General features: G+C 62.8%; 27 protein-coding genes. 9 read left to right on the top strand and 18 right to left on the bottom strand.

Translation table 11 applies throughout. The features are described 5' to 3' along the window. Window positions 1-17: 17 nt before the first annotated feature. Genes NKJ12_RS04370 through NKJ12_RS04380 form a run of 3 tightly spaced genes read right to left on the bottom strand, consistent with a single transcriptional unit; the run spans window position 18 to window position 1,377 of the window. Window positions 18-485, bottom strand: a complete 468-nt coding sequence (locus NKJ12_RS04370; protein ID WP_352479625.1) for an SRPBCC family protein — start codon at window positions 483-485, stop codon at window positions 18-20. Between the two features lie 29 nt (window positions 486-514). Next, the gene (locus NKJ12_RS04375) at window positions 515-877 is read right to left on the bottom strand and encodes a VOC family protein (RefSeq protein WP_352479626.1); all 363 of its coding nucleotides are present in this window, start codon (window positions 875-877) and stop codon (window positions 515-517) included. 17 nt (window positions 878-894) lie between these two features. After that, window positions 895-1,377 carry an SRPBCC domain-containing protein gene (locus NKJ12_RS04380; RefSeq protein ID WP_254816435.1) on the bottom strand — a complete coding sequence of 161 codons (483 nt, stop codon included), beginning with the start codon at window positions 1,375-1,377 and terminating at the stop codon, window positions 895-897. Between the two features lie 51 nt (window positions 1,378-1,428). Here NKJ12_RS04380 and NKJ12_RS04385 point away from each other — a divergent pair, with 51 nt between their 5' ends. The 4 genes from NKJ12_RS04385 (at window position 1,429) to NKJ12_RS04400 (ending at window position 3,905) form a co-directional block, all read left to right on the top strand. Continuing rightward, a complete protein-coding gene (locus NKJ12_RS04385) occupies window positions 1,429-1,752 on the top strand; it encodes an ArsR/SmtB family transcription factor (RefSeq protein ID WP_352504927.1) in 324 nt (107 codons plus the stop codon). 234 nt (window positions 1,753-1,986) lie between these two features. Continuing rightward, window positions 1,987-2,736: a YebC/PmpR family DNA-binding transcriptional regulator gene (locus NKJ12_RS04390; RefSeq protein WP_254816437.1), complete on the top strand. Its 750-nt coding sequence runs from the start codon at window positions 1,987-1,989 to the stop codon at window positions 2,734-2,736. A gap of 66 nt (window positions 2,737-2,802) precedes the next feature. Beyond that, window positions 2,803-3,597, top strand: a complete 795-nt coding sequence (locus tag NKJ12_RS04395; RefSeq protein ID WP_352504928.1) for an RDD family protein — start codon at window positions 2,803-2,805, stop codon at window positions 3,595-3,597. Next, window positions 3,594-3,905 carry an Rdx family protein gene (locus tag NKJ12_RS04400; protein WP_352479629.1) on the top strand — a complete coding sequence of 104 codons (312 nt, stop codon included), beginning with the start codon at window positions 3,594-3,596 and terminating at the stop codon, window positions 3,903-3,905. The genes NKJ12_RS04395 and NKJ12_RS04400 overlap by 4 nt, the downstream gene beginning before the upstream one ends. 25 nt (window positions 3,906-3,930) lie before the next feature. Here NKJ12_RS04400 and NKJ12_RS04405 read toward each other — a convergent pair whose 3' ends face one another. Next, the gene (locus tag NKJ12_RS04405) at window positions 3,931-4,410 is read right to left on the bottom strand and encodes an anthrone oxygenase family protein (RefSeq protein ID WP_254816440.1); all 480 of its coding nucleotides are present in this window, start codon (window positions 4,408-4,410) and stop codon (window positions 3,931-3,933) included. A gap of 1 nt (window position 4,411) precedes the next feature. After that, window positions 4,412-5,245: an NAD(P)H-binding protein gene (locus tag NKJ12_RS04410; protein ID WP_352504929.1), complete on the bottom strand. Its 834-nt coding sequence runs from the start codon at window positions 5,243-5,245 to the stop codon at window positions 4,412-4,414. 111 nt (window positions 5,246-5,356) lie between these two features. On the opposite strand from NKJ12_RS04410, the gene NKJ12_RS04415 reads away from it, so the two are divergent. Continuing rightward, window positions 5,357-5,998, top strand: coding sequence for a TetR/AcrR family transcriptional regulator (locus NKJ12_RS04415; protein WP_352504930.1), 642 nt, complete (start codon window positions 5,357-5,359; stop codon window positions 5,996-5,998). A gap of 267 nt (window positions 5,999-6,265) precedes the next feature. Here NKJ12_RS04415 and rpmE read toward each other — a convergent pair whose 3' ends face one another. Then, entirely contained in the window at window positions 6,266-6,487 is a 222-nt protein-coding gene (rpmE, locus tag NKJ12_RS04420; RefSeq protein ID WP_006327661.1) for a 50S ribosomal protein L31, read from the bottom strand. Window positions 6,488-6,692: 205 nt separating this feature from the next. Between rpmE and NKJ12_RS04425 the strand changes: the two genes are divergently transcribed. Then, on the top strand, window positions 6,693-8,495 hold the full coding sequence (locus NKJ12_RS04425; protein WP_352504931.1) for an ABC transporter transmembrane domain-containing protein: 1,803 nt from the start codon (window positions 6,693-6,695) through the stop codon (window positions 8,493-8,495). A gap of 25 nt (window positions 8,496-8,520) precedes the next feature. On the opposite strand, the gene NKJ12_RS04430 is transcribed toward NKJ12_RS04425, so the two are convergent. From NKJ12_RS04430 to NKJ12_RS04470, 9 genes are all read right to left on the bottom strand, one after another. After that, window positions 8,521-10,548: a DUF3857 domain-containing protein gene (locus tag NKJ12_RS04430; RefSeq protein ID WP_352701351.1), complete on the bottom strand. Its 2,028-nt coding sequence runs from the start codon at window positions 10,546-10,548 to the stop codon at window positions 8,521-8,523. 206 nt (window positions 10,549-10,754) lie between these two features. After that, on the bottom strand, window positions 10,755-12,239 hold the full coding sequence (locus tag NKJ12_RS04435; RefSeq protein WP_352504934.1) for a carboxypeptidase M32: 1,485 nt from the start codon (window positions 12,237-12,239) through the stop codon (window positions 10,755-10,757). Window positions 12,240-12,445: 206 nt separating this feature from the next. After that, entirely contained in the window at window positions 12,446-12,841 is a 396-nt protein-coding gene (locus NKJ12_RS04440; protein WP_352504935.1) for a hypothetical protein, read from the bottom strand. Window positions 12,842-13,105: 264 nt separating this feature from the next. Then, window positions 13,106-14,137 (bottom strand): peptidoglycan -binding protein, encoded by a 1,032-nt coding sequence (locus tag NKJ12_RS04445; RefSeq protein ID WP_352465687.1) that lies wholly within the window; start codon window positions 14,135-14,137, stop codon window positions 13,106-13,108. Window position 14,138: 1 nt separating this feature from the next. After that, a complete protein-coding gene (locus NKJ12_RS04450; protein WP_352476085.1) occupies window positions 14,139-15,164 on the bottom strand; it encodes a MotA/TolQ/ExbB proton channel family protein in 1,026 nt (341 codons plus the stop codon). Window positions 15,165-15,279: 115 nt separating this feature from the next. Next, on the bottom strand, window positions 15,280-15,987 hold the full coding sequence (gene trhA / locus NKJ12_RS04455) for a PAQR family membrane homeostasis protein TrhA (protein WP_352687191.1): 708 nt from the start codon (window positions 15,985-15,987) through the stop codon (window positions 15,280-15,282). Between the two features lie 99 nt (window positions 15,988-16,086). Next, complete coding sequence (locus NKJ12_RS04460) at window positions 16,087-16,887, bottom strand: inositol monophosphatase family protein (RefSeq protein ID WP_352504937.1); 801 nt, start codon at window positions 16,885-16,887, stop codon at window positions 16,087-16,089. A gap of 25 nt (window positions 16,888-16,912) precedes the next feature. Next, window positions 16,913-17,479: an elongation factor P gene (gene efp, locus NKJ12_RS04465; RefSeq protein ID WP_254816449.1), complete on the bottom strand. Its 567-nt coding sequence runs from the start codon at window positions 17,477-17,479 to the stop codon at window positions 16,913-16,915. 139 nt (window positions 17,480-17,618) lie between these two features. After that, entirely contained in the window at window positions 17,619-18,491 is an 873-nt protein-coding gene (locus tag NKJ12_RS04470) for a LysR family transcriptional regulator (protein ID WP_352687194.1), read from the bottom strand. 97 nt (window positions 18,492-18,588) lie between these two features. Here NKJ12_RS04470 and NKJ12_RS04475 point away from each other — a divergent pair, with 97 nt between their 5' ends. Beyond that, window positions 18,589-19,605 (top strand): zinc-dependent alcohol dehydrogenase family protein, encoded by a 1,017-nt coding sequence (locus NKJ12_RS04475; protein WP_352504939.1) that lies wholly within the window; start codon window positions 18,589-18,591, stop codon window positions 19,603-19,605. Between the two features lie 43 nt (window positions 19,606-19,648). On the opposite strand, the gene NKJ12_RS04480 is transcribed toward NKJ12_RS04475, so the two are convergent. The 3 genes from NKJ12_RS04480 to NKJ12_RS04490 all read right to left on the bottom strand — a co-directional run bounded on the left by NKJ12_RS04480 (window position 19,649) and on the right by NKJ12_RS04490 (window position 22,319). Next, entirely contained in the window at window positions 19,649-20,680 is a 1,032-nt protein-coding gene (locus tag NKJ12_RS04480; RefSeq protein WP_023678013.1) for a tetratricopeptide repeat protein, read from the bottom strand. A gap of 1 nt (window position 20,681) precedes the next feature. After that, complete coding sequence (locus NKJ12_RS04485; RefSeq protein ID WP_352504940.1) at window positions 20,682-21,329, bottom strand: thiamine phosphate synthase; 648 nt, start codon at window positions 21,327-21,329, stop codon at window positions 20,682-20,684. A 105-nt stretch (window positions 21,330-21,434) separates the two neighbouring features. After that, entirely contained in the window at window positions 21,435-22,319 is an 885-nt protein-coding gene (locus NKJ12_RS04490) for a DMT family transporter (RefSeq protein WP_352504941.1), read from the bottom strand. Window positions 22,320-22,452: 133 nt separating this feature from the next. Between NKJ12_RS04490 and NKJ12_RS04495 the strand changes: the two genes are divergently transcribed. Both NKJ12_RS04495 and NKJ12_RS04500 read left to right on the top strand, forming a co-directional pair. Beyond that, the gene (locus NKJ12_RS04495; RefSeq protein WP_352504942.1) at window positions 22,453-22,902 is read left to right on the top strand and encodes an Lrp/AsnC family transcriptional regulator; all 450 of its coding nucleotides are present in this window, start codon (window positions 22,453-22,455) and stop codon (window positions 22,900-22,902) included. Between the two features lie 94 nt (window positions 22,903-22,996). Next, window positions 22,997-23,767: a sulfite exporter TauE/SafE family protein gene (locus tag NKJ12_RS04500; protein ID WP_352504943.1), complete on the top strand. Its 771-nt coding sequence runs from the start codon at window positions 22,997-22,999 to the stop codon at window positions 23,765-23,767. Window positions 23,768-23,780: the final 13 nt, after the last annotated feature.

Consider the following 23,780-nt stretch of genomic DNA (forward strand, 5'->3'; position numbering starts at 1 on the left):
GACCCACCGCGGCTGACCTAATGCCCCGGCACGCCTTTCGGATGGCGGTCGCCGATCAGGCCTAGCATCACGCCTTGCTCCAGCCACGCCTTGGCGCCGGCGAGCACCAGCGCAAAACCGCCGGTCGAATCGATCGCCTGCTTGACCTGCTCATCGAGGCTGCCGGCAAAGCCGAAATTGCGGACCTCGACAAAGGTCGTGGCGCCCGGCATCTCGGTAAAGGTCCACACGACCGTGGTCGGCGGATCGCTCCATTGCATCAAGATCTTCTTGTTTTCGACGATTTCACGGACATTGACCGTCGTCGAGACGCCATACATGCGCCATTCCCAATGGATTTCCTTGCCGCTGTCCAACCTGTCGCTGCCATGGGTGAACCAGAACTTCGTCGTGATCGCCGGATCGACGAAGGCTTCGAATACGTCGGCGACCGGCCGCCTTATCAGCATGCCGGCTTCGGCGGTCGGTGTTTCGCGGATTTCCATATCGTCCTCCTTTCCACGGTGCCGCCTGTTCACCAGGCATCGGGTTCGCGCACCAGGTGAATGATGTCGGCCGGGTTGGTGATCCAGCCGCCGCGAAAGCCTTCACCCAGTGCCTCGATGGCGTCGCAGCGCACGACACCGGCCTTGGCGAGATGCTCCGCTGCGGCCGGAAAATCATCGGTGAACAGTTCCAGCCAGATCTCGGCCTGGCTCATCATCGGCGCCTCGTCGATCCACAGTCGATTGGGACCGAGTTCGAAGCCGACGGCCGGCGGTTTGGCCGTGAATGGCTTCAGGCCGATGACGTCGCGATAGAAGGCGATCGTTGCCTGGTATTGATGCGGCGGGACTTTCATCGCGATGTTGATGCCGCCGGTGATCTTCGCGGTCATTCTTACTCCATTTGCTCTCAGATGTTGTTCTCGTTGGCCGGCTCGCCCTTCATCTCGCTGCGGTAATAGCCGTCGCGCAGATTGATGCCGTATTCGACATAGGCCTTCATGCAGGCCAGCATCTGCGACCAGCCCTCGCAATTGAGGTAGGATTTCTTTAGGCCGACCGCGTCCTCGTGCCAGCCGGTTTCGGCGATGGTGACGAAGGTGCCGCCGTCGTCGAGCGGCTCGAAATTCATCTCGATGCGGGTCTTGTAGGCGGGCTCGCCGTCGGCGTCGGTCGCATCCCAGCGCAGCACGATGCGGCTGTCTTTCTCCACCTTGTCGACCTCCACGGGAACCTTGCCCCACCAGATGACGGTGGCGCCCGCCAGCAGCGGTGCGCTGGCGCCGCCGATCGTGGTGAAGTAGCCGCTGAGCTTCTTCGGATTGACGACCGCATCGAAGACTTCGGCGACGGGTTTGCCGATGCGGCCAGAAACCCTGAATCCAAGAGACATATCCACAGCTCCTTCCTTGAATGCAACGGCATTATGTTATAAAAACATAACATGTCAAGCACGGCGCAGGACGACAATGTTTTCAAGGCGCTGGCGCATCCGCGCCGGCGTGCGTTGCTGGACCGGCTGAAGGATGCGCCGCAGACCACCGGCATGCTGTGCGATGCCTTCCCAGACATGGACCGCTGCACGGTCATGCTGCATCTGAAGGTGCTGGAGGAGGCCGACCTGGTCGTGGTGCGCCGGCAGGGGCGCGAACGCTGGAACCATCTCAACGCGCTGCCGATCAAGCACATCCACGACCGCTGGATCAGTCAATATGCCACGCACGCGATCAGCATCCTCGACCGGCTGAAATCCGATCTTGAGGGATGAAAGGTTGCCGAAGCCTGCCACTTTCGGGCCTTGAGACCCTTGCGTGTCCGACGCAATGGCGCGGCTGGACGAATTGAGCCGATTTATCTATAAGCCGGCCATTCCGACAGAGAGCGCCGTACGTCCGTCCGGACGCAGCAGGACGTTCTGAAGTTTTGAATTCGAGCATTTTGCAAGGCGCCGGGTGGTTCACCAGGCCGCAGATGCTCTAGCCGAGAAAACGACAGGGGTGCCATGGCTGGCCATTCACAGTTCAAGAACATCATGCATCGCAAGGGCCGCCAGGATGCGGTGCGATCGAAAATGTTTTCCAAGCTGGCGCGCGAAATCACCGTCGCCGCCAAGAGCGGCACGCCCGATCCATCGATGAACCCGCGCCTGCGCCTTGCGGTGCAGAACGCCAAGGCGGTGTCGATGCCGAAGGACAACATCCAGCGCGCCATCAACAAGGCGTCGATGGGCGATGCCGAGACCTACGAAGCCGTTCGCTACGAGGGTTACGGGCCAGGCGGCGTCGCGCTGATCGTCGAGGTGCTGACCGACAACCGCAACCGCTCGGCGTCGAATGTGCGCGCTGCCTTCACCAAAGCCGGCGGGGCGATGGGCGAGACCGGCTCGGTTTCGTTCATGTGGGACCGCGTCGGCGAGATCTACTATCCGGCATCGGCCGGCAGCGCCGAGAAGGTGATGGACGCAGCGATCGAGGCCGGCGCCGACGATGTCCAGTCGGACGAGGAAGGCCACACGATCTATTGCGCCTTCGAGAATCTCGGCGAAGTGTCGAAGGCGCTGGAAGGCGCACTCGGCGAGGCCGAATCGGTGAAGCCGATCTGGAAGCCGCAGACCAATATCGCGGTCGACGAGGAGCGGGCACAATCGCTGATGAAGCTGGTCGCGACGCTCGAAGACGACGACGACGTGCAGAGCGTCTACGCCAATTTCGAGGTCGACGAGGAGACCTTGGCGAAGCTCAGCGCGGCGTAAGTTGAGAACGCCGCGCATCGACCACGTATCTTTCTTCTAGAGCTGTCAGTTACTGATGGGGGACGGATGACTGACACTGACGAGGCTCGTTTTTCTGACGCGATGTCCTGGCCTCGCCGGGGTGGCATATGGCGCCGGCTGTTCGCTTCGATCATCGACTATCTTATCGTCCTGATACCTCTTTACGGACTTGTAGCGGGTTTGTTTCTGCTAACTGACGGCGGAGTCAAAGGCAGCTTTTGGTTGAACTGGAGACTATGTCAGGCGGCTACGTTAAACGGAGCAAGTGATCCATCATTTGCCCGTTACGATTGGCAGATATGCAGAACGTCGCTGTTCGGTTTGACGGTCGCCGAATGGGCCCTGGGAACGGCTTCGGGCTCACAGTCTGAAGGAAATCCCTCCATCTCATTTGATTTGGATTCGCAGGGCAATATCCGACCGGCAGCATTGGATCTGGGTTTCCTCGAACTGGTCGTTCTCGCGTCTTATCTCCTTGTCATGGAGTTGACCTCTGGCCAGCCAATCGGCAAGCGGTTCGCGGCGCTCATAGTGCATGACCAGGATGACAAAAATAGAATCGGACTGCCCGTACGAAAGGCTGTTCGGCGGCAGGGAATGAAATTTCTCGGCGCTTTGCCCATAATGTTCATGGGAGGGTGGTACACTGTTCAGGCTTGGGGCAGCGCTCCTGGGGTCGCGCAGGACTTCTCCCGGCTGGAGATTGTCGGTGCATACGCCGCGTTGGTCTTGGTTATGGTCTGGCCGATCTGGATCGCAATATCCATAGCTCTTGGCAACGACCCGATACACGATCGATTTGCCGTAACCACAGTTCGCGCAGATGAGACCGAGACATGAACGTGTCAGACAGAGCCCGCGTCCGCATCACCTATTGCACCCAGTGCCTGTGGCTGCTCAGGGCCAGCTGGATGGCGCAGGAGCTGCTGTCGACCTTCGGCACCGATCTGGGCGAAGTGACGCTGGTGCCCGGCACCGGCGGCATCTTCACCATTTCCTGCAATGACACGCTGGTCTGGGACCGCAAGCGGGACGGCGGTTTCCCCGACGCCGCAAAGCTCAAGCAACTGGTTCGCGACGTCATCGATCCGGATCGCGATCTGGGCCATGCCGACCGCAAGGGCGATAAGTCAAAAGACCCTGCCTGAGGCCTTTTACACTTCCGTCCTGCATTCACCGCCAGGCGAAGATGAAGCAGCCCAGCGCCACGATGGCGGTGATGGTGCGGACATGGTTCCACATCACCCAGTCCCTGAGATAAGTGGCCCATACTGCAGCGCCGTTGGCGCTTGTCGGATCGACGGCGGCCAGGGCGTTGTTGAGCGGCACGTTGAACATCATCGTCACGATCGGGTTGCCGACGAGGTAGATCAGGGCGCCGGCGAGGAGCCAGAATGCACCCGGTTGGCTCCAGCCGATAAGAGCGCCGGCGGCAAGGACAAGACAGACCAGCCCGGTGCCGAAAAGCGCGGTCATGAATGCCGGCGTAATCACGGTGATGTTGATCGAATTCATGGCGGCGATGCCGCCTCCGGCAGGCAAGCGGCCGAGCGCCGGCATGATAAAGTTGGAGAAGGCGAAGAAAACGCCGCCGACAACGCCTGAGCCAATGGCAGCGACGAAAGTGAGGGTGGGAAGCAGTTTCATGATCATGTCAGTTGCTCCAGATGCCGGTTGAGGCGGTTTCGGTTGCGTAGGCGGAAAAGTCCTTTGGGGCGCGGCCGAGCACGCGCTCGACGCCGTCTGTCAGCGACTCGTTGCGGCCGTCGAGGACTTCGGTGAACAGCTCGTTGAGCAGCCACGCGAACTCGGCCGGCAACTCATGCTCGGCGATGGCGGCGGTGAACTCGGCGTGTGAAATCCGCTTGAAACGAATGTCGCGGCCGACGGCCCTGCCGATTTCGGCGACCGCGTCGGCGAAGCTCAGCAGCCGCGGCCCGGCCAACTCGTAGAGCTGGCCGATATGGCCCTGCCGGGTTAGTACGGCAAAGGCGGCGTCCGCGATATCGTCGGCATCGACGAATGGCTCACCGACATTGCCGACCGGCAACGCCACCTCGCCCTCGCGCAGGGCATCCACGAGAAACCCCTCACTGAAGTTCTGGGAAAACCAGGCGCAGCGCAGGATCGTCCAATCGGCGCCTGAGGCTTTCAGCATCTCTTCGGCACGTTGCGCTTCCGTTTCGCCGCGCCCCGACAGCAGCACCAGCCGGCGCACACCACACTGCACGGCAAGGCGAGAGAAGACGCCGACCGTGTCGGCCGCGCCGGGCACCGCAAGATCAGGATAGTAGCTGATGTAGACGGCGCCGACACCATCAAGGGCGGGTTCCCAAGTGGCTTTGTTTTCCCAGTCGAAGGGTGGCGTGCCCGAGCGCGAGCCTATCCGTACCGGTAGGCCCCGCGCCGTCAGCCGCTCGGCGAGGCGACGGCCGGTCTTGCCGGTGCCGCCGAGGATCAAAGTTGGTCTCGTTACAGTAGGGTTCATGTCGATTTTCCTCAGTTTGAAATGTGAGTAATCCTCACATTTGCAAAACGTGATAAACCCTCGTATTTTGCGAGTCAAGCCAATTTGTTGATTCTTCGTCGGGAGACAGTGATGGAAGGCTCTGCCGTATCGGATTCACAGGACGGCCAGATCGCATCGCCGCGCCGGGCACCGAGCCAGCAGCGCAGCCGCGAGCGGGTCGAGCGCATGCTGGCCGCCGCCTCGGCGCTGATCGCCGAGCAAGGCAGCGACGCCATGCGCATGGGAGTGGTGGCCGAGAGGGCTGGCGTGTCGATCGGCTCGCTCTACCAGTTCTTCCCGGACAAGCGGGCAATCATCTGGGCGCTGGCCGAGCGCTACACCGCGGAAAGCCAGGCCTGCATTGCCACGGCATTGGCGGAGGTCAGGGACGCCGAAGGCCTGTGGAAGGCGTTTTCGGAACTGGTGGATACCTACTACGGAATGTTCCTGGCGGAGCCGGTGATGCGCGATATCTGGTCGGGCACGCAGGCCGACAAGGCGCTGCGCGAGCTTGAGCTTGCCGACAGCCGGGCCAACGCCGAATTCCTCACTGCGGTGCTGAAAAGGCTGCGGCCGTCTGCCGATCCGGCGGCGCTGGAAGCGACGGCATTTCTCATCTGGCAGCTGGGCGAAGCCGCCATGCGGCTGGCGATCTCGGTCGGGCGAGAAGAAGGCGACAGGCTGGTTGCCGCTTACAAGCGAATGGCGCTGCGCGAGCTGGTGGACGGGTAGGCCGCCGTGCTCGTAGGGACAGGCCGTTAGGTGGTGGCGATCAACTGCGGAAGCGGGGCGCTGGCCCTCATCTGCCTGCCGGCACCTTCTCCTCGTTAGAGACGGGAAGAAGGGGGAACTCCAGCGCCGGCGACCCCTCGCCCCGTTCTTCACGAGGAGAGGGTAAGGGTGAGGGGCAGCGCCAAACCTGAGATGATTGCCGCTGAGGCCCAATCAATAAAAAACCCGCCACGAGGGCGGGTTTCTCGATCAGCGAAACGCCAGTGCTTAGAGGCCGAAACCTTCGAAACGCTTCTTGAACTTCGACAGGCGGCCACCGCGGTCGAGCAGGGTCTGCTGGCCGCCGGTCCAGGCCGGATGAGTGGTCGGGTCGATATCGAGGTTCATCGTATCGCCTTCCTTGCCCCAGGTCGAACGGGTCATGTATTCGGTGCCGTCGGTCATGACGACCTTGATGGTGTGATAGTCGGGATGGATGTCGGTCTTCATGGGTCTGTTCCTGGCTTGCCGGGTGCTGCCGACGGGCTGAAGCCTGCGTCGATGCGCCCCTTTTTAAAACTCGAAGCCGCAGCTATTGAGGAGCCACGGCTTCTAAAACGGTCGGCGAGCCTATACATCAGCCGGAATTGAATCACAAGGCCGCGGCAAGCGCATATTGATGGCGCAAACCTCAAAGGGCCAAAGGAAACGGGTCATGGCGAACATCAGCGGCGATGCAGACGAGCGCAAGCGCTCGCTGAGGCCGCTGCAGCGCCTGTTTCCCTATATCATGCATTACCGCAAAATGGTCATCGGCGCGATCGCCTCGCTGGCCGTCGCGGCGGCGACGACACTGGCGCTGCCGCTGGCCGTGCGGCGGATGATAGATCACGGCTTTTCCGCTTCCGATTCCAGCTTCATTGCCGAATATTTCGCCATGCTGGTGGTGATGGCCGCCGTGCTGGCGGCGGCGTCTGCCAGCCGCTACTATTTCGTCATCACGCTTGGCGAGCGCGTCGTTGCCGATATCCGCCGCGATGTCTTTGCCCACGTCACTACGCTGTCGCCCTCCTTCTTCGATACGGCCCAGTCGGGCGAGATCGTCTCGCGGCTCGCCGCCGACACGACGCAGGTCAAATCGGCCGTCGGTGCCACCGCCTCGGTGGCTTTGCGCAACGTCATCCTTGGCCTCGGCGCCGTGGCGATGATGGTCTTCACCAGCCCAAAACTGTCCGGCCTGGTTATCGCGGCCATTCCGCTAATCGTGCTGCCGCTGGTCGCCTTCGGCCGCTCGGTGCGGCGCAAGTCACGGCTGGCGCAGGATACTCTGGCCAATGCCACCGCCTACGCCAGCGAGCAGATCGGCGCGGTGCGCACCCTGCAGGCCTTCACCAACGAGAAGCTTGTAACCGGGTATTTTTCATCCGCCGTGGAAGCAGCGTTCGAAGCGGCGCGGGCCTCGATCTTTGCCCGCTCCTTTCTCACCTTCTTCGCCATCTTCATGATCTTTTCGTCGGTCGTGGCGGTGCTGTGGTTCGGTTCGCGCGACGTGCTCGACGGCACGCTGTCGCCGGGCACGCTTGGCCAATTCCTGCTCTATTCGGTGTTCGCCGCCGGCGCGCTCGGCGCCCTGTCGGAAGTCTGGGGCGAACTGTCCCAGGCAGCGGGCGCCGCCGAACGGCTGACCGAGATCCTGGCCGAGAAACCCGCGATCCAGGCGCCCGCCGATCCGACGCCGCTGCCGGCAAAGGCGAGAGGCGCGGTCAGCTTCGACGATGTCTCCTTCTCCTATCCGGCCCGGCCCGACCGCGCCGCCGTCCATGGCCTGAGCTTTCAGGTCAAACCCGGTGAGACGGTGGCGATCGTCGGGCCATCCGGCGCCGGCAAGAGCACGGTGTTTTCGCTGCTTCTGCGCTTCTACGATCCGGAGGCCGGCAGGATCGTCATCGACGGGGTCGATCTGCGCGAGGCCGATCCGGCCGCGATCCGCGCGCGCATCGCCATCGTGCCGCAGGACGTCACCATTTTTGCGGCGAGCGCGCGCGACAATATCGGCTTTGGCCGGCCCGGTGCTAGCCAGGCCGAGATCGAGGCGGCGGCGAAGGACGCGCTTGCCGACGAGTTCATCCTGAAGCTCGAAAAAGGCTATGACAGCCAGGTCGGCGAGCGCGGCGTGACGCTGTCGGGCGGCCAGCGCCAGCGCGTGGCGATCGCCCGTGCCATTCTGCGCGATGCGCCGATCCTTCTGCTCGACGAGGCGACCTCGGCACTCGATGCCGAAAGCGAGACGCTGGTGCAGACGGCGCTGGACCGGCTGATGCAGGGCCGCACCACGATCGTCATCGCCCATCGGCTGGCAACCGTGCTGAAGGCCGATCGCATCCTGGTTATGGATGGCGGCCGCATCGTCGAGGAAGGCACGCATCAGAGCCTGGTCGCCAAGGGCGGCATCTATGCGCGGCTGGCCAAGCTGCAGTTCGATACCGGTGCGAATGCTTTCAGGGGCGCGGCCGAGTAGGTCTGCCCGCGACGGCCGGGATTCTTCAGCTACCGAAAGCTCGGCGTTTGCCGCGTCGATAGGCGATGAACAGGGGAACGCCGACAAGCAACGACAACAAAAGCATGCTGGCGACGGTCTGTCGCTGCTCCTTTGCCGGATCGCTGAGCTGCACATCGGCAGGCGGCTCTTCATAGGTAAAATCGTACTGCCAGCGAATTTGGTCTGCGACGTCATCGACGGTTTTCAGATAATCGGCAATCGCCTTGGCCGGCACTTCACTTGCCAGCGTCTGAAAGTTCCATTCAACTTGAAATTCGGTGGGCGTGTTGGACCAGGACGCCTTGAGAGACAGGTAGGGCGTCACGACGTTTTTCATCGATTCGCCGGAAAACCTCGCCTTGAGGTTGCGCACGGTCACCTTGTGGCGGCGGTAGAACTGGGAGCCGAGGGAGACGGGCCCGGTTCGGTCGACGATTGTCGGGGTTGGAAGAGAGTTGTTGCCGAGATCGGCCGCGCGGATCGGGAAATTCTTTGCCAGATCGTTGGCCGCCAGCGCCTCCGCCGGCAAGCGATAACTTTCCTTCACGCTCACTATGTTGCCGTCGCGGCGATCCACGATTTCCGGCTTGGCGATGGTTTGGATGCCCGGATATTGCTTGTTGTAGTATTTCAGGTAGGCGTCCGAAACCTCGCTCAGCGACCGGCTGGCGAAATTGCCGCGCATCCAATCGGCATCGGCGTCCTCATATGTCGAGAAGACCGTCAGCACCAAGGGATCGCCCGGTTTGCGCGGAAAGTCGAATTCCTCGGCGATCTGGATCGATGGGCTGGTGAGCACAGGGCTCGGCATCTTCTCCAACCCGCCGGTGCTGGAAAGCGGCAGCGCGAAGCCGTAGTCCGGCTGTGCGAGATTGTGCGCCCTGCCGCCCTGAAGATAGTTCGTGGCGTCCAGCCAATATGTCTTTGCTCCGATCCTTGCCTTGACTATGGCATGGTCGAAATCGCGGAGCGCCGGCAGATGCTGGTCCAGGGCCCGTCCCTCGTCGAGATCGGCCAAGGCGACCTCGGCAGCAATGCCAAGCCGCACAAGCGACGAAACCAGCAGCAGGGCCTTGTCCTTGCAGTCACCGAACCCGCTCAGGATGACCGTCGCGGGATCACGCGGAACGTAGGAACCGGCACCCATCGACAGGCTTACATAGCGGATCTGGTCCTGCACCAACCGCGTTGCCTCGACCATTCGGTCCTCCGGCGCCGGATGCCGCAGAGCGATGTCATCGAGCTTTGCGGCAAAAGCCGGGGGGAAAACGGTCGCTGGCTTGTAATAGGGCGCAACGGCATCGACCACACTTTGCCAATTCGCGGTAGACGCGACATCGATGGAGCCCCAGCCTGGATAGGTCACGGGCAGGTTGTCCTCGACATTGACCGGTTTCGGGTTTGGAATTTCCCATAGATAAGTGGTGTCCGGCCCAGTCGGGGAGATTGAGGGCTTAAGTCGGGTTCCCCTTGTCTTGATCTGGAGCGGCTGGCCCGAAGGCCAAATGATGCTTGTGCGGAGAAGCGCTACCGGCTCTTCCCATTCGGTGGAGAAATTCTTGAAGAAAAGGTCCTTGCCGACCAGCGGTGTTACTTCGTAGGTCGACCCGTAATCGACGATGTCGCCGGCACGCACGTCATCGATGTTGACATGTGCAGTCAGCCAGCCGTCGAAGACGCCTTTCTCGGCGTCTCTTTCCCTGCGGAAGATGTCGAATTCGACGCCTTCCAGCCGGTCCAGAACGGCGCCATCGCGGATGATGTGAAGATGGTTGAGCGTGACCTTGTGCCGGGACGGATCGAACTGCAGATCGATACTCGCGCCACGATCCAGGCCGGGACGGTCGACGATCTTATAGACGGTGCGCGAGTACTCGACATAGCCGCCGGCGCGATGCTTGATCTGGTCGTCCGAGAGCAGCCATGAAACGCCATTCTTGATTTGATCCGATCGGGCGGGATCGGCAGCCGGAATATCAAGCTGCTTTACCCAGCTTTCTGCCGGACCCTTGAAAACCATGTCGTCGGACATGGCCGGAGAACTCAGACCGATCAATAAGATGAAAAATACCAATGGGGGCCAGAAAGACTTCACCCTATGAAAACTGTAACAGGCAGACATCTACGCTCGCCCAACTTGGAAGAACTCCTTTTTCAGAGGCTTTCCCACCAAAGTAAAGGCCAGTTTCGCGGATTTCCGCGGTCACCGCGGCAAGAGCCGGGAATAGACGGAGCGGCTCACTTCCCGTACCGCTTCTTCAGGTGATTGGTGAAATGCACGGCATTGAGCTTTTCGCCGGTGGCGCGTTGGAGCAGTTCCGGCGTCGACCAGCGCGAGCCTTGCGACCAGATCCTTTTGCGGCGCCAGTCGTTGATCGCGGCGAAATCGCCCTTGGCGAGGTCTTCGTCGGCTGAAGGATGATCTCTGGTCAACGCCGCCCATTGCTGTGCCGCCATCATGGCGCCGAGCGTGTAGGAGGGGAAATAGCCGAAGGCGGCACCCGGCCAGTGGACGTCCTGCATCGGACCATCAGCCGGATTGTCTGATGTCGACAGGCCGAGATAATCGCGCATTTTGGCATCCCAGGCCTCGGGCAGGTCTGCTGCTTCCAGCCGTCCCGAGACAAGCTCCTGCTCCAGCTCGTAGCGCAGGATGACGTGCAGCGGATAGGTGACCTCGTCGGCATCGACACGGATCAGGCCGCGCTCGACCCGGTGCACATGCGGCAGGATGTCGTCGATCGTCCAGATCTCACCAAGGTGTCTTTCGAGCACCGGCAGCGCCCAGCGCCAGAATTCTGGATTGCGGCCGATCTGCTTTTCGACGAACAGGCTCTGGCTTTCATGCACCGCCATGCCGCGCGCTTTGCCAAGCGGCCAGTGCGCCCACGCCTTCGGCAGGTTCTGCTCGTACAGCGCATGGCCGGTCTCGTGCAGCACGCCCATCAGCGCCGACAGGAAATCCGAGGTCTTGTAGCGGGTGGTGATGCGCACGTCGCTCGGCACCCCGCCGCAGAAAGGATGGTGCGAAACCGACAGCGAGCCGTGGGTGAGGTCGAAGCCGACTGCCGCCATCATGGCGAGGCCGAGCTCGCGCTGCTTGTCCAAGGGGTAGCTGCCGGAAAGTGGCTTCAGCGGATGTTTCGCCAGCCGCTCTTCCTGCACGGCCAGTGCCTCCGGTACGAAGCCTTTCAGGAAGGCTTTCAACTCGGCAAACACAGGCGTGATGTCGGCGGTGCGATTGCCCGGGTCATATTGCTCCATCAGCGCGTCGTAAGGCTCGAGCCCGAGTACCTCGGCGCGAAGTGCCGCCTCCTCGCGGACTAGCGCCACGACGCCTTCCAGCGCCGGCAGGAAGCCGGCCCAGTCGTTCTTGGCGCGCAGGTCGCGCCAGAGCTGCTCGGAGCGCATGCGCGCGGTCGTCTGGCGCTCGACGAACTCGACCGGCAGGCAGGTCAGGTTGGTGTATTGCCGGCGGAATTCCCTGACCGCGGCCTGCTGCTCTTCGTTCAGCGCTTCCTGCTCGGCCGCCGCGATCCAATCGGCAATCTCCGGCGCAGTCGCCCGGGCATGGTGCATGCCGGCAAGCGCCGACATTGCCTCCGCGCGCTTCTCGCCGCCGCCGACCGCCATATGGGTCGCTTCATCGGCGCCGAGGATGGCAAGGGCGTGTTCCAGTGCTTCGAGCTTGTGGCCGAGGTCGTCGAGTTTTTGAAAGGACATTGTGGGTTCCGCTGATTTGACGGCGAGAAAAGATATCAATGCAAAACTGTTGGCAACCCCGAAAGCCGCCCGCGACCGACGCCGTGCCGGCAGTGCTGGCGCTGATTGCGCAGGCGTTGGGCTAGCGCATGATTCCCTGAACCGAAAGCTGGACAAGGATCATGCGCAAAAATCAATTGCCACAGCGCCGGGCGCTGCGGCCGGTTTCAGCCGCCTGGATAGGTTGGGCCATAGCCGTTCGGATAGTATCCGCCATCGGCGCCGTTGCCGATGAGGAAGGCACTGCCGGTATCAGCGCGCACCTTTTGGCTGACATCGTCGAGCTGCGCCAGCAACTGCTGATCTTGCGTGCTCGGCATCGTTCCCTCGCGTGCGGCCCACTCGGCGGCCCGGTCGAGTTGAGCGACCTGCGTGCGCAAGTCACGCGCCTCGCCCGGCTCGAGCTTGTTCGCCTGGATGGCGCCCTGGATACCTGTCTCCACGCTCTGGATCTGATTGATCAAGGCCGTCTCGCGTGGGCCGGCGTAAGCGCCGGCAAACGGAACGAGGAGAAGTGTGGCGAGCGCAGCGGTCCTAAAATTCCTGGGAGCGAAGAAGCGCATGGTTGCGTCTCCTTTACTGCGGAAGGCGGTGGTTGGGAGGGGCCCTGCCTTCCGGCCGCGGGCCGTCAGGTTCCGTCGCGTCGCGATGAGCGGTTCTACCGCCGGCGGTTCTCGGCCCATGACCAAGGCTAAAAGGCCACGGCGGCAAAATGTAATTAAAAAAGGTAATTTTTTCAGCTCTTGCCGCTGCCGCACCAGTGCACTAAATGCCGCCGACTTGAGCCGGCTCGCCCTGGCGCATGATATAAGCCAAAGGCTTGCAGATCACCGCTCGGTCAGCTTCAGCTCGATACGGCGGTTTTTGTTGCGCGCCTCTTCGGTATCGGCGGGGTCGAGCGGCTGGAATTCGCCGAAGCCGGCCGCGACCAGCCGGTTGGCCGGCACGCCGTTCTCGATCAGGAACTTGACCACCGAGGTCGAGCGCGCCGTCGACAATTCCCAATTGTCGCGGTAGCGGCCGGTGCCGGAGAGCGGCTTGTTGTCGGTGTGGCCATCGACGCGCAGCACCCAGTTGATCTCCGGCGGGATTTCCTTTTGCAATTCGATGATGGCATCGGCAAGCTTCTTCATCTCGACCTTGCCGGCATCGTTGATCACTTCGGAGCCGGTCGGGAAAAGCACTTCCGACTGGAAGACGAAGCGGTCGCCGACGATACGGATGTTCTCGCGGTCGGCGAGAATTTCACGCAAGCGGCCGAAGAAATCGGACCGGTAGCGGTTCAGCTCCTGCACGCGTTGCGCCAGTGCGACGTTGAGGCGGCGGCCGAGATCGGCGATCTTGGTGTTGGATTCGCGGTCGCGCGTTTCGGACACGTCGAGCGCTTGTTCGAGCGCTGCGATCTGCTTGCGCAGCGCCGAAATCTGCTGGTTGAGGATCTCGACCTGGCTCAGCGCCTGCTGGCTGATCTGGCGCTGGCTGTCGAGCTCGCCGGAAAGGGCCGTTGCGCGCTGGTTGGCGGCATCGCCGGCACCGGCGCCTTGCGCCAGCAATTGCTCGAGCCGGCTTTTTTCGGCCTCCGATGCGGATAGCGATGCCTGCAAATTGGCAAGGGTGTCTTCCTTGTCCTGTGTCGTCGAGCGCTCCAGCGCCAGAAGCTGGGTCAACTCATTGATCTGCGAGTTGAGGCGGTTGAGCACCGTGTCCTTGCCGGAGATCTCGCGGCCGAGCAGGAATTGCGCCAAAACGAAAACCGTGAGCAGGAACATGATCGCCAACAGCAGCGTCGACAGCGCATCGACGAAGCCCGGCCAGTAATCGATGCGGCGGTCGGAGCGCCGGCCTCGCGCCAACGCCACGTCAATGCACTCCAGGCTTCTTCAAGGCGTCGGCGATCTTCTCCAGGGTGTTGCGCATCGCCTTCTGCTCGTCGGACTGGGCCTCGACCCAGTCGCGCATGATCTGCTGTTCCGAGCGCATGTTCTTGACCAGGCCGGAAATGCCGTCGGCGAGATTGGCCATGGCAGTGGCCACGCGCGGATTGGAGCCGCCGCCATTTTCCTGCAGAGTGCGCAGCTTTTCCGACAACAGCCGGATTTCCTCGGAGGGTTCGGTCCTCGCCGCGTCGGCAACGACGATGTCGGAGGACAGGTCGGTGACCGAGGACAGCCAGTTTTCGAGTTCGGTATAGAAGCGCGTCTGGGCGCGGCCGGCCTGCAGGTCGAGGAAGCCGAGCACCAGCGAGCCGGAGAGGCCAAACAGCGAGGACGAGAAGGCGGTGCCCATGCCGGCCAACGGCGCGGAAAGTCCCTGCTTCAGGGATTCGAGCACGGCGGCGGCATCGCCGGTGCCGGGATCGAGCGACTCGATGGTTTCGCGGATCGAGCCAATCGTATTGAGCAGGCCCCAGAAGGTGCCGAGCAGGCCGAGGAACACCAGCAGTCCGACAAGGTAGCGCGACGTGTCGCGGCTTTCGTCGAGGCGGGTGGCGATCGAATCCAGCATGGTGCGCATCGAACTGGTTGAGAAGGCAATCGTCGAGGAGCGGCCGATCATCGCCTTCATCGGCGCCAGCAGCACCGGCTCGGTTGTCTCGGAACCGGCGCGGAACGAGTTGACCCAGCGCACCTCGCGGAACAGCCGGCCGACCTGGACGAAGGCCAGCAGGATGCCGACCGCCAGCACGCCGATGATCAGGCCGTTGAGACCGGGATTGGTGACGAAGGCGGTCGAGATCTGGCGCGTCAGGATGGCGGCGATAAAGGCCACGATGAACAGAAAGATCACCATGGTCAGCAGAAACACCTGCGGACTCGACAATTTGTGCGGATCGTAGATCAGAACGTCGGAGCGCCTGCCCATGCCGAAGGATCTGAGAAGAGTCATCCGTGCCCCGTTTCCGATGCCGTCGCCGCCGATCAATTTGTGTTTGCGACTCTAAACGGAATTGTGACGAAATTGAATGGCGCTTGGCAATATTGCCACTGTCCGCGACCGGAGGTCAAAGCCGGTTGATGACCAGGCAGTCGACCATGGCGGCCAGATGCAGGCCGGCGCCGGTGACGACAAAGCCATGCCACAGCGCATTGTGGAAGCGCAGGCCCCTCCAGGCGAAGAAGATCACGCCGCAGGAGTAGACGATGCCGCCGGCAACGATGAGCGCGATCGATGTCGCCGGCAGCGTCCGCACGAGCGGCTCCACCAGAACGAGACCGCTCCAGCCGATGGCTAGATAGAAGACGATCGCCAGCCGATCGAAACGGCCGGGAAGAAAGACCTTGATGGCGATGCCGACCGCCGCGGCGGTCCAGACCAGGAGGATCGTCGAAACGGCCAGCGGCGAGCCGCCGAGCTGGGCCAGGAAAGGCGTGTAGGTGGCAGCGATCAACAGGTAGATCGCGGCATGGTCGAAGCGCCGCAATATCCATTTTGCCGGCGACGACACCGGCCAGACATTGTAGGCCAGCGAAATCGACAGCACGGTGAGCAGCGAGACCACATAGAATGCGGCGGCGACATATTCGCCGGGGCCGGTTCGATAGGCGGCCAGTGCCAGCAGCGTCGAGCCCGCAGCGATCGCCAGCACGATGCCCACGGCGTGGACAATACCGTCGGCGATGATCTCGGCGCGCGAGTAATGCCAGCGCCCCATGAAGGGAATGTCGAGCTGGGAGAATTCGCTCTGGGATTTGGGCCGGCTGTTCGTCATCGATGATCCTGCGTCGCCTTATCTGGGCGGCCGCGGGCGAGTATTTCAAGCTTTGGTTGCGGTTTTGCGACTGCGGCGCTTCAGCGCGGCGCGCCTCTATCAGCTGGCTGAGAGTGGCCTTTTTATGGTCTTCAACAGCGCGCGCTGGATGAGTTCGTTGCCGGCAACCAGCGAACCGGCGTTCAGCACGTCCTGTCCCCCGGCGAAATCGGAGACGAAACCGCCCGCCTCGCGGATCAGCAAGATGCCGGCGGCGACATCCCAGGCCGACAGGCCGGTTTCCCAGAACCCGTCCATGCGGCCGGCGGCGACGTAGGCGAGATCGAGCGAGGCGGAGCCGAGACGGCGGACGCCAGAAACCTCGGCCATGACATTGCGCAACTCGATGAGGAAATTGCCGTGCTGGCCACGCCCGAGATGCGGCATGCCGCAGCCGATCACCGCATCGACCAGCTTGGTACGGCCGGCGACGCGCAGCCGGCGGTCGTTCATGAAAGCGCCGCCGCCGCGCTCGGCGGTATAGAGCTCATCCATCGCCGGATTGTAGACGACCCCGGCGACGATCTGGCCCTGGCGCTCCAGCGCGATTGAAACGGCAAAGAGCGGAATGCCGTGCAGGAAATTGGTGGTGCCGTCGAGCGGGTCGACGATCCAGCGGTGCTGGCCGTCGTCGCCCTCGATCACGCCGCGTTCCTCCATCAGGAAGGCGTAGCCGGGCCGCGCCTTCGACAGTTCGGCAAAGACGATGTCTTCGGCCTTGCGGTCGGCCTGGCTGACATAGTCGCCTGGCCCCTTCATCGAGACCTGCAGGTTCTGCACTTCGCCGAAGTCACGCGACAGGGAGCGGCCGGCCTTCATTGCGGCCTGGACCATGACATTGAGGATCGCGGAACGCGCCATTGTGTTTCTTCCTGCTGCCCGCGCTTTAGTCGGCGCGGCGCACGTAAGTGATTTCGTTGGTATCGACGATGATGCGCTCGCCCGAGCCGATGAACGGCGGCACCAGCACGCGGATGCCGTTTTCGAGTATCGCCGGCTTGTAGGACGAGGCTGCCGTCTGGCCCTTCACCACCGGGTCGGCCTCGGTGATGGTCAACGTGACATAGTCGGGCAGCGAAATGCCGATCGGCCTTTCGTCATAGAGCTGGACCGTGACCATCATGCCGTCCTGCAGGAAGGCGGCGCGATCGCCGACGAACTCCTTTTGCAGTTCGAGCTGCTCATAGCTTTCGGTGTCCATGAACACCAGCGCGTCGCCCTGTTCGTAGAGGAAAGAAAAATCCTTTAGATCGAGCCGGATCTGCTCGACCGTTTCGGCCGAACGGAAGCGCTCGTTGAGCTTGGTGCCGTTGATCAGGTTCTTGAGCTCGACCTGGTTGTAGGCGCCGCCCTTGCCGGGCTTGACGGTGTTGGTCCTGACCGCCACCCAAAGGCCGCCATCATGCTCGATGACATTGCCGGGACGGATTTCGTTGCCATTGATCTTGGCCATGGTGAGGTGATCCGGAAATGAGATGATCGCCGCAAAGGGCAATTTGGCGCCTCCAAGACCACAAATCGCCAGCAGAGGCAAGGAGCGCCTTTCAGGTGAAGCGGGAACGAAGCTGGCCCGGCAACGCGGCGCGGCAGCCTCAGTCCGTCCCGACGGTTGCGGTGACCGCCTCGGTCACCGCGTCGGCAACCTTTCTCAAAAGATGCAGGTGCGGCGAACGTAGGACGACAATTCGCAGCGACAGCTCGAGGCCGGGAGCGTCGACCAGGGCAATACCCTGCGGCAGCTTTTCCCGCAGCAGCCGCCTGGGCAGCAGGCCAAGGCCTTGGCCTCGACGAACCCAGTCGATCTGCAGCACGCTGTCCTGAATCTCGGCGCCGACGATCAACCTGTGGCCGCCCTCGGCAAGGGCAGCCGCCAGCCGCCGGCGCGCGTCGCAAGGTTCAGGGCTGAGGACCCAGGGCATGGTCTTGACGCCAGCTTGCCGGCCGGTGTTTTCGGCAGCGATGATGCCGAGGGGCTCGGTTCCGACAACACCGTCGCCGGCTTTGGAATTGCTGCCGTCCAGGATGAAGGCGAGGTCGAGCTGTCCGCGCTTGTGCTGGTCGGCCAGCTCAAGACTCCAGCCGCTCTTCAGCCGCAGCGAGACCTTCGGAAACCGCGCCACGGCATCAGCGATAGCGGCGGCCACAGCTTTGTCGCAAAGTCCATGCGCGAGGCCGAGCCGCAGCAGGCCCTCCGGTTCGTCGCCCTTGGCGAATGATCTCAGCGCGTCGACCGCGGCGAGAATGTCCTTGCCGCGTGCCAGCACTTCTACGCCGGCCGGGGTCAGTCGCGACGGTTTCAGCCGGCGGTCGAGCAATTCCGTGCCGAGCATTTCCTCCAGCCGCTGGATCTGGCGGGTGACGGCCGGCTGCGTCAATGGCAGGCGTCGAGCCACCTTCTGAATCGAACCCTCCTCGGCAAAGAGGGCCAGTGTTTTCAATTCTTCAAGCACGATACACCAGAACATGTCATAGAAGCATAATTATTCTGAACATTATGAATTTGAAATCCGATGGGTTGCAAGCGATTTTCCTCCGGCAGGACCCAGCCGGAAAGGGACGACGATGAAAGCGATCGAATTGCGGAGCCCGGGCGGCTTCGAGAACCTCAAAATGGTCGAGCGGCCGATGCCTGGACCAGGGCGTCAGGAGATGATTGTGAAAGTCAAGGCCACGGCGCTGAACTACCGCGATGCCGAGATCGTCCGCGGCAGCTATCACACGAAGTTTGCATTGCCGCTGGTGCCGCTGTCGGACGGCGTCGGCGAAGTCGTTGCCATCGGCGCCGAGGTCAGCCGGTTCAAGATCGGCGACCGGGTCTGCGGCACCTTCTGGCAACGCTGGGTCGGTGGCAGTTTCGCGATGGCTGAGCCCTCCTACCAACGCGGCGGCCCAATCGACGGGCTGCTCAGCGAATTTGCCCGGCTCGACGAACAGGCGGCGGTGCTGGCGCCGGCCAATCTGAGCGACCTCGAAGCAGCGACGCTGCCATGCGCCGGCGTGACGGCATGGCACGCGCTGTTTACGGAGGGCAGCGTCAAACCCGGCGACACCGTGCTTTGCCTCGGCACCGGCGGCGTTTCGCTGTTTGCGGTGCAGTTCGCGGCCGCTGCCGGGGCGCGCGTCATCGTGACGTCGAGCAGCGACGAGAAGCTTGCGCGGGCAAAGCAACTTGGCGCGCAGGATGGCGTGAACTATCGCAGCATCCCCGATTGGGCATCGGCCGTGCTGGGATTGACCGATGGCCGCGGCGCCGACCATATCATCGAGGTTGGCGGACCGCAGAGTTTTGCACAATCCCTGAGGGCAGCGGCGCGCGGCGCCCAGATCAACGTCATCGGCTATCTCGGCGGCAGTGACGGCGCCATCAACCCGCTCGACATCTTCCGCCGGCAGGTCCGGGCGCGAGGCATACCGGTGGGCTCACGCGAATCCTTCGAGGCGATGAACCGCGCCATTGTCGTCAACCGGTTGAGACCGGTGATCGACCGGGTTGTGCCGTGGAGCCAGGCCGCCGAAGCCTTTCGGTACCTTGAACACGGCTCGCCCTTCGGCAAGGTCGTGCTCGATCATACGCAGTGAGCCCGCCTGACGAGCCCGGGTGCGATGAGTCGCGAGATCGCGATCAGGGCAGGCGGTTGGCCCGTTGCAGCGCCTGCTGTGTCTGCTCGTCGGTCAGGCCCTGCAGGAAATCGTCCATTTCTTGGTCGATGAGCCCGGCGCGGCGGGCGACAACATACCAGGCGCCGGCTAGGATCAGATCCGGATCGGTGCCGATGCCGTTCATGTAGAGCTTGGCGAGACGGTTCTGGGCAGCGACATTGCCGCCTTCTGCGGCCTGCTTCATCCAGTTGAAGCCGGATTTCAGGTCGCGTGCGCCGCCGCGCCCCTCGATCATCCAGGTGGCGAGATCGATCTGTGCGGTGTCATAGTTCTGCCGCGCGGCCTGTGCCAGCAGGCCGCGGGCGCGGACATCGTCGCGCGGCTTGCCGCCGGCGCCGTTGGCGTAGACCTGTGCCATCGCATATTGTGCGTCGGCAAGCCCGGTCGCGGCAGCGCGCTCGTAATAGGATACGGCTTTGGCAATACCGGCATCGCCGGGCTCCTGCTCGACCATCAGCTGCGCAAAATTGAACTGCGCCAGGCGGTTGCCGGCCTCGGCGGCGGCCTGCATCAGCGCATAGGCTTCCTTTTCGTCCTTTTTGACGTAGCGGCCGTCGAGCAGCATCAGCGCATACTGGAATTGCGATTCCGGCACGCCCTGCTCGGCGGCAAGCGCATACCACTTCGCCGCCCCAGCCGCGTCGACCGGCACGCCGAGGCCGCGCGACAGTATCTCGGCCACCAGCGTCTGTGCCGCCGGATCGCCGTTTTGAGCACGGGACAGCGCAAGATTGTAGGCCGTCTTGTAGAGCCCGCGCTGAAAGGCGCCGTAGGCGGCGTCGGACGGCTTTGCGCCGAAGCGGTCGGGGTTGATGGTATCGGCCGACGGCAACGGGGCGGTCGTGGCGGGCTGCGGCAATTGTGCGGCGATCGGCTTATCGGCAGGTTCGCTGGAATCCGGCCTGGGCTGCGGTAGCGGAACGGGTTCCGCCGCTATCGCCTGCGTCACGGCCGTTGCAAGAAAGGCGCTGAAAAGGATTTTCCGCGAGAGCACGTCAGTCCTCGAAGCGCGGCGCGGTTTCGTCGAGCAGCGCGTTGGCGGCGGCAACCGCCGTCTTCGGATCGGCGCCGTCGGCGAAGACGGCGCTGGACAGCGCAACGAATTCGGCACCGGTGGCGGCGACCGCTTCCACCGAGGCAAGATCGGATCCGGCCATGACGATGCAAGGGATCTGGATCACGTCCGCCCACCATTGCCCCAGCGACAGGTTGCGCGGGTGCGGCTCCGGCTTGTTGTCGTAACCGAAGCGGCCGAAGAAGATGTAATCAGGCCTGAGCTCGCCGAGTTCCAGCGCATCATCGCGGGTCTTGGCGCCGCCGGTGCCGACCATCATCCTGGCCTGGAAATGTTCGATCGTTTCGGCGAGCTCGTCCTTGCCGACCTCGACATGAATGCCGTCGGCCTGGACGCGGCCGGCGATGCGGGTGTCGCCGGCAATGATGACGGCAATGCCGGCCGCTTGCGCCACCGGCACGATCTGCTCGGCAAAGGCCTGGAAGGCGGCCTCGTCCATACCGTTTTCCGGCAGGATAAGCGAGGCGACGTCACCGCCGTCGAAGGCCGCGGCGATGCGCTCGGCCGGCACGTTTGGCGGCGCGATCAGCACGATACGGCAGCGGTTGGGCGGCGTTGCGTCATTCATTGGTGTTCGGTCCCGGTTATCGCCTATGCCGGGCGAAGATGGTTGCATTGCGGCATAGAGCAAAGTGCGGGAGTTGAACAGGCGGCAGGGGGGCGCTTGCGGGCTCTAGGCTGGCACTTTCGATTTCCACAGCGACCAGCCGAGGTTCATGCCGGCGGCGGCGACCAGGATGGCGGCGGCGCCGACGATCTGCGCCGGCTGCAGACGATGACCGAAAGCGACCACGTCGACGAGGATGGCGACGACGGGATAGATGAAGGACAGCGATCCCTGCAGATGCGTCGGCAGCTTCTGGATGGCGCCGTACATGAGGATGTACATCAGGCCGGTATGGACGATGCCGAGCGTCGCCAGCATGCCCCAGCTCCGCGCGTCGGCGGGAAGGTGGGTGAGATTGGCGAAGGGTGCCAGCATGACGACGCCGACACAGACCTGGATCAAGGCGATCAGGTGCGGCGGCGTGCCTTTGAGTTTCTTGGTGACGATAGCCGCAACGGCCCAGAAGAAAGCCGCGGCCAGCGCCATCGCAATGCCGGCAAAGTAATCCGTACCATGATCGCCTGCATCGGGCGCGGCCTGCACGATCAGCAGCATGCCGGCGAAGGCAATGCCGAGCCAGGTCAGCTTGGTCATCGTCAGCCGTTCAGAGAAGAAGAGCGCGCCAAAACCCACCAGCATGAAGGGCTGCGTGTTGTAGACAGCCGTGGCGATCGAGATCGAGGCACGCGAAAACGCGCTGAACAGCAGCAGCCAGTTGATAACGATGGCAGCACCGCCGAGAGCCGCGATGGCTACAATGCGAAGCGACAGCCTGCCGCGCAGCAGTCCCAGCGCCGCGCAGATAATCAGCAGCGTTACCGCCCCGAAAGCACAGCGCCAGAACACCACGTCCATGATGGGCTGGCCGGAAAGGACGACGAACCAGCCGATCGTGCCGAGGATCGCCATCGCCGCCGTCATTTCGATCGTGCCGCGTACCGTGTTGTCCATGGATGCTCCCGAACCTTTGTTGAGATTTTATAATCCCACAGCGGATCGGGTCTTTCCATGACTTGTAGCCGGTGATATGCAGGACGAGCCTCATTAAATTAGGTAAACATCGCTCTTTTCCTGGAATTGTAAAATGCTGGACGAGCTCGATAGAAAGCTCCTCGATATCCTGGTCAAAGATTCACGGACCTCGCTGAAGGAACTGGCGCTGCAGGTCGGGTTGTCGTCGCCAAGCGTTTCGGAGCGGCTTCGACGGCTAGAGGATCGCGGCGTCATCCGCGCGTTCACCATCGACATCGATCCGCAGGCGCTCGGCTACGCCTTGCAGGCGATCGTTCGCGTCCGGCCATTGCCGGGCAAGCTGCACATCGTCCAGAAGCTGATCGAGGAAATCCCCGAATTCGGCGAATGCGACAAGGTGACGGGCGATGACTGCTTCGTTGCGCGGCTGTTCGTCCGCTCGATCGGCGAGCTCGATGGGATTCTCGACCGCATCGCCGACAAGGCCGAAACCAGCACCGCGATCATCAAGGCGCAGCCGATCCGGAGACGCCCGCCGCCGCTCGACATGCCAAACATGTGACGGGTTTCGGTGGCGTGGCCCACATATTTGCGGTCGCGGTCTGGCCATTTCTGGTCTATTCCAGAGATCACTTCCCTCCAGCCTCCTTTCCCTCATGTCAGGCCTGCTCGTCGATCCCTGGTTCTATGCCGCGGCCATTCCGGCCGTCATCCTCGTCGGCCTGTCGAAAGGCGGCTTCGGCGGCGCCGTCGGCTTTGTCGGCGTGCCATTGATGGCGCTGACGATGCCGCCGGTTCAGGCTGCCGCTATCCTTCTGCCAATTCTGTGCCTGATGGACATTGTCTCGGTGTGGACATGGTGGGGCATCTTCGACCGCAAGATGCTGGCCGACATGATGCCGGGCGCCGTGATCGGCATTGCCCTTGGCTGGCTGACGGCGGCCTTGGTCACCGAAGAGATGGTAAGGCTGATCGTCGGCGCGGTTGCCCTGATCTTCGTGCTGCGCTGGCTCTATTTGCAACTCCGCCACGGTGCCGGCCACGCGGCGGAGCCCAACCGCGTCGCCGCCGGCCTCTGGGGTACCGTTGCCGGGTTCACCAGCTTCGTCGCCCATGTCGGCGGCCCGCCTTTTCAGGTCTATGCGCTGCCGATCAGGCTCGATCCGAAGGTGCTGTCGGGCACCGCGGCGATCTTCTTCGCCGTCACCAATGCGCTGAAGCTCATCCCCTATTTCGCGCTCGGCCAGTTCGACACCACCAATTTGACCGCGTCGGCGGTGCTGATGCCGCTGGCGCCGCTGTCGACAATCGCCGGCGCCTGGCTGGTGCGGCGGATGCGGCCGGAGTTGTTCTATCCCTTCACCTATGCGACCGTGGCGGTCGTCGCGGTTAAGCTTCTGTGGGACGGCATCGCCGGCCTCCTGTAAGACGGCGGCCCCA

The sequence above is a fragment of the Mesorhizobium sp. M0195 genome, assembly GCF_040322115.1.
GTDB lineage: Bacteria > Pseudomonadota > Alphaproteobacteria > Rhizobiales > Rhizobiaceae > Mesorhizobium.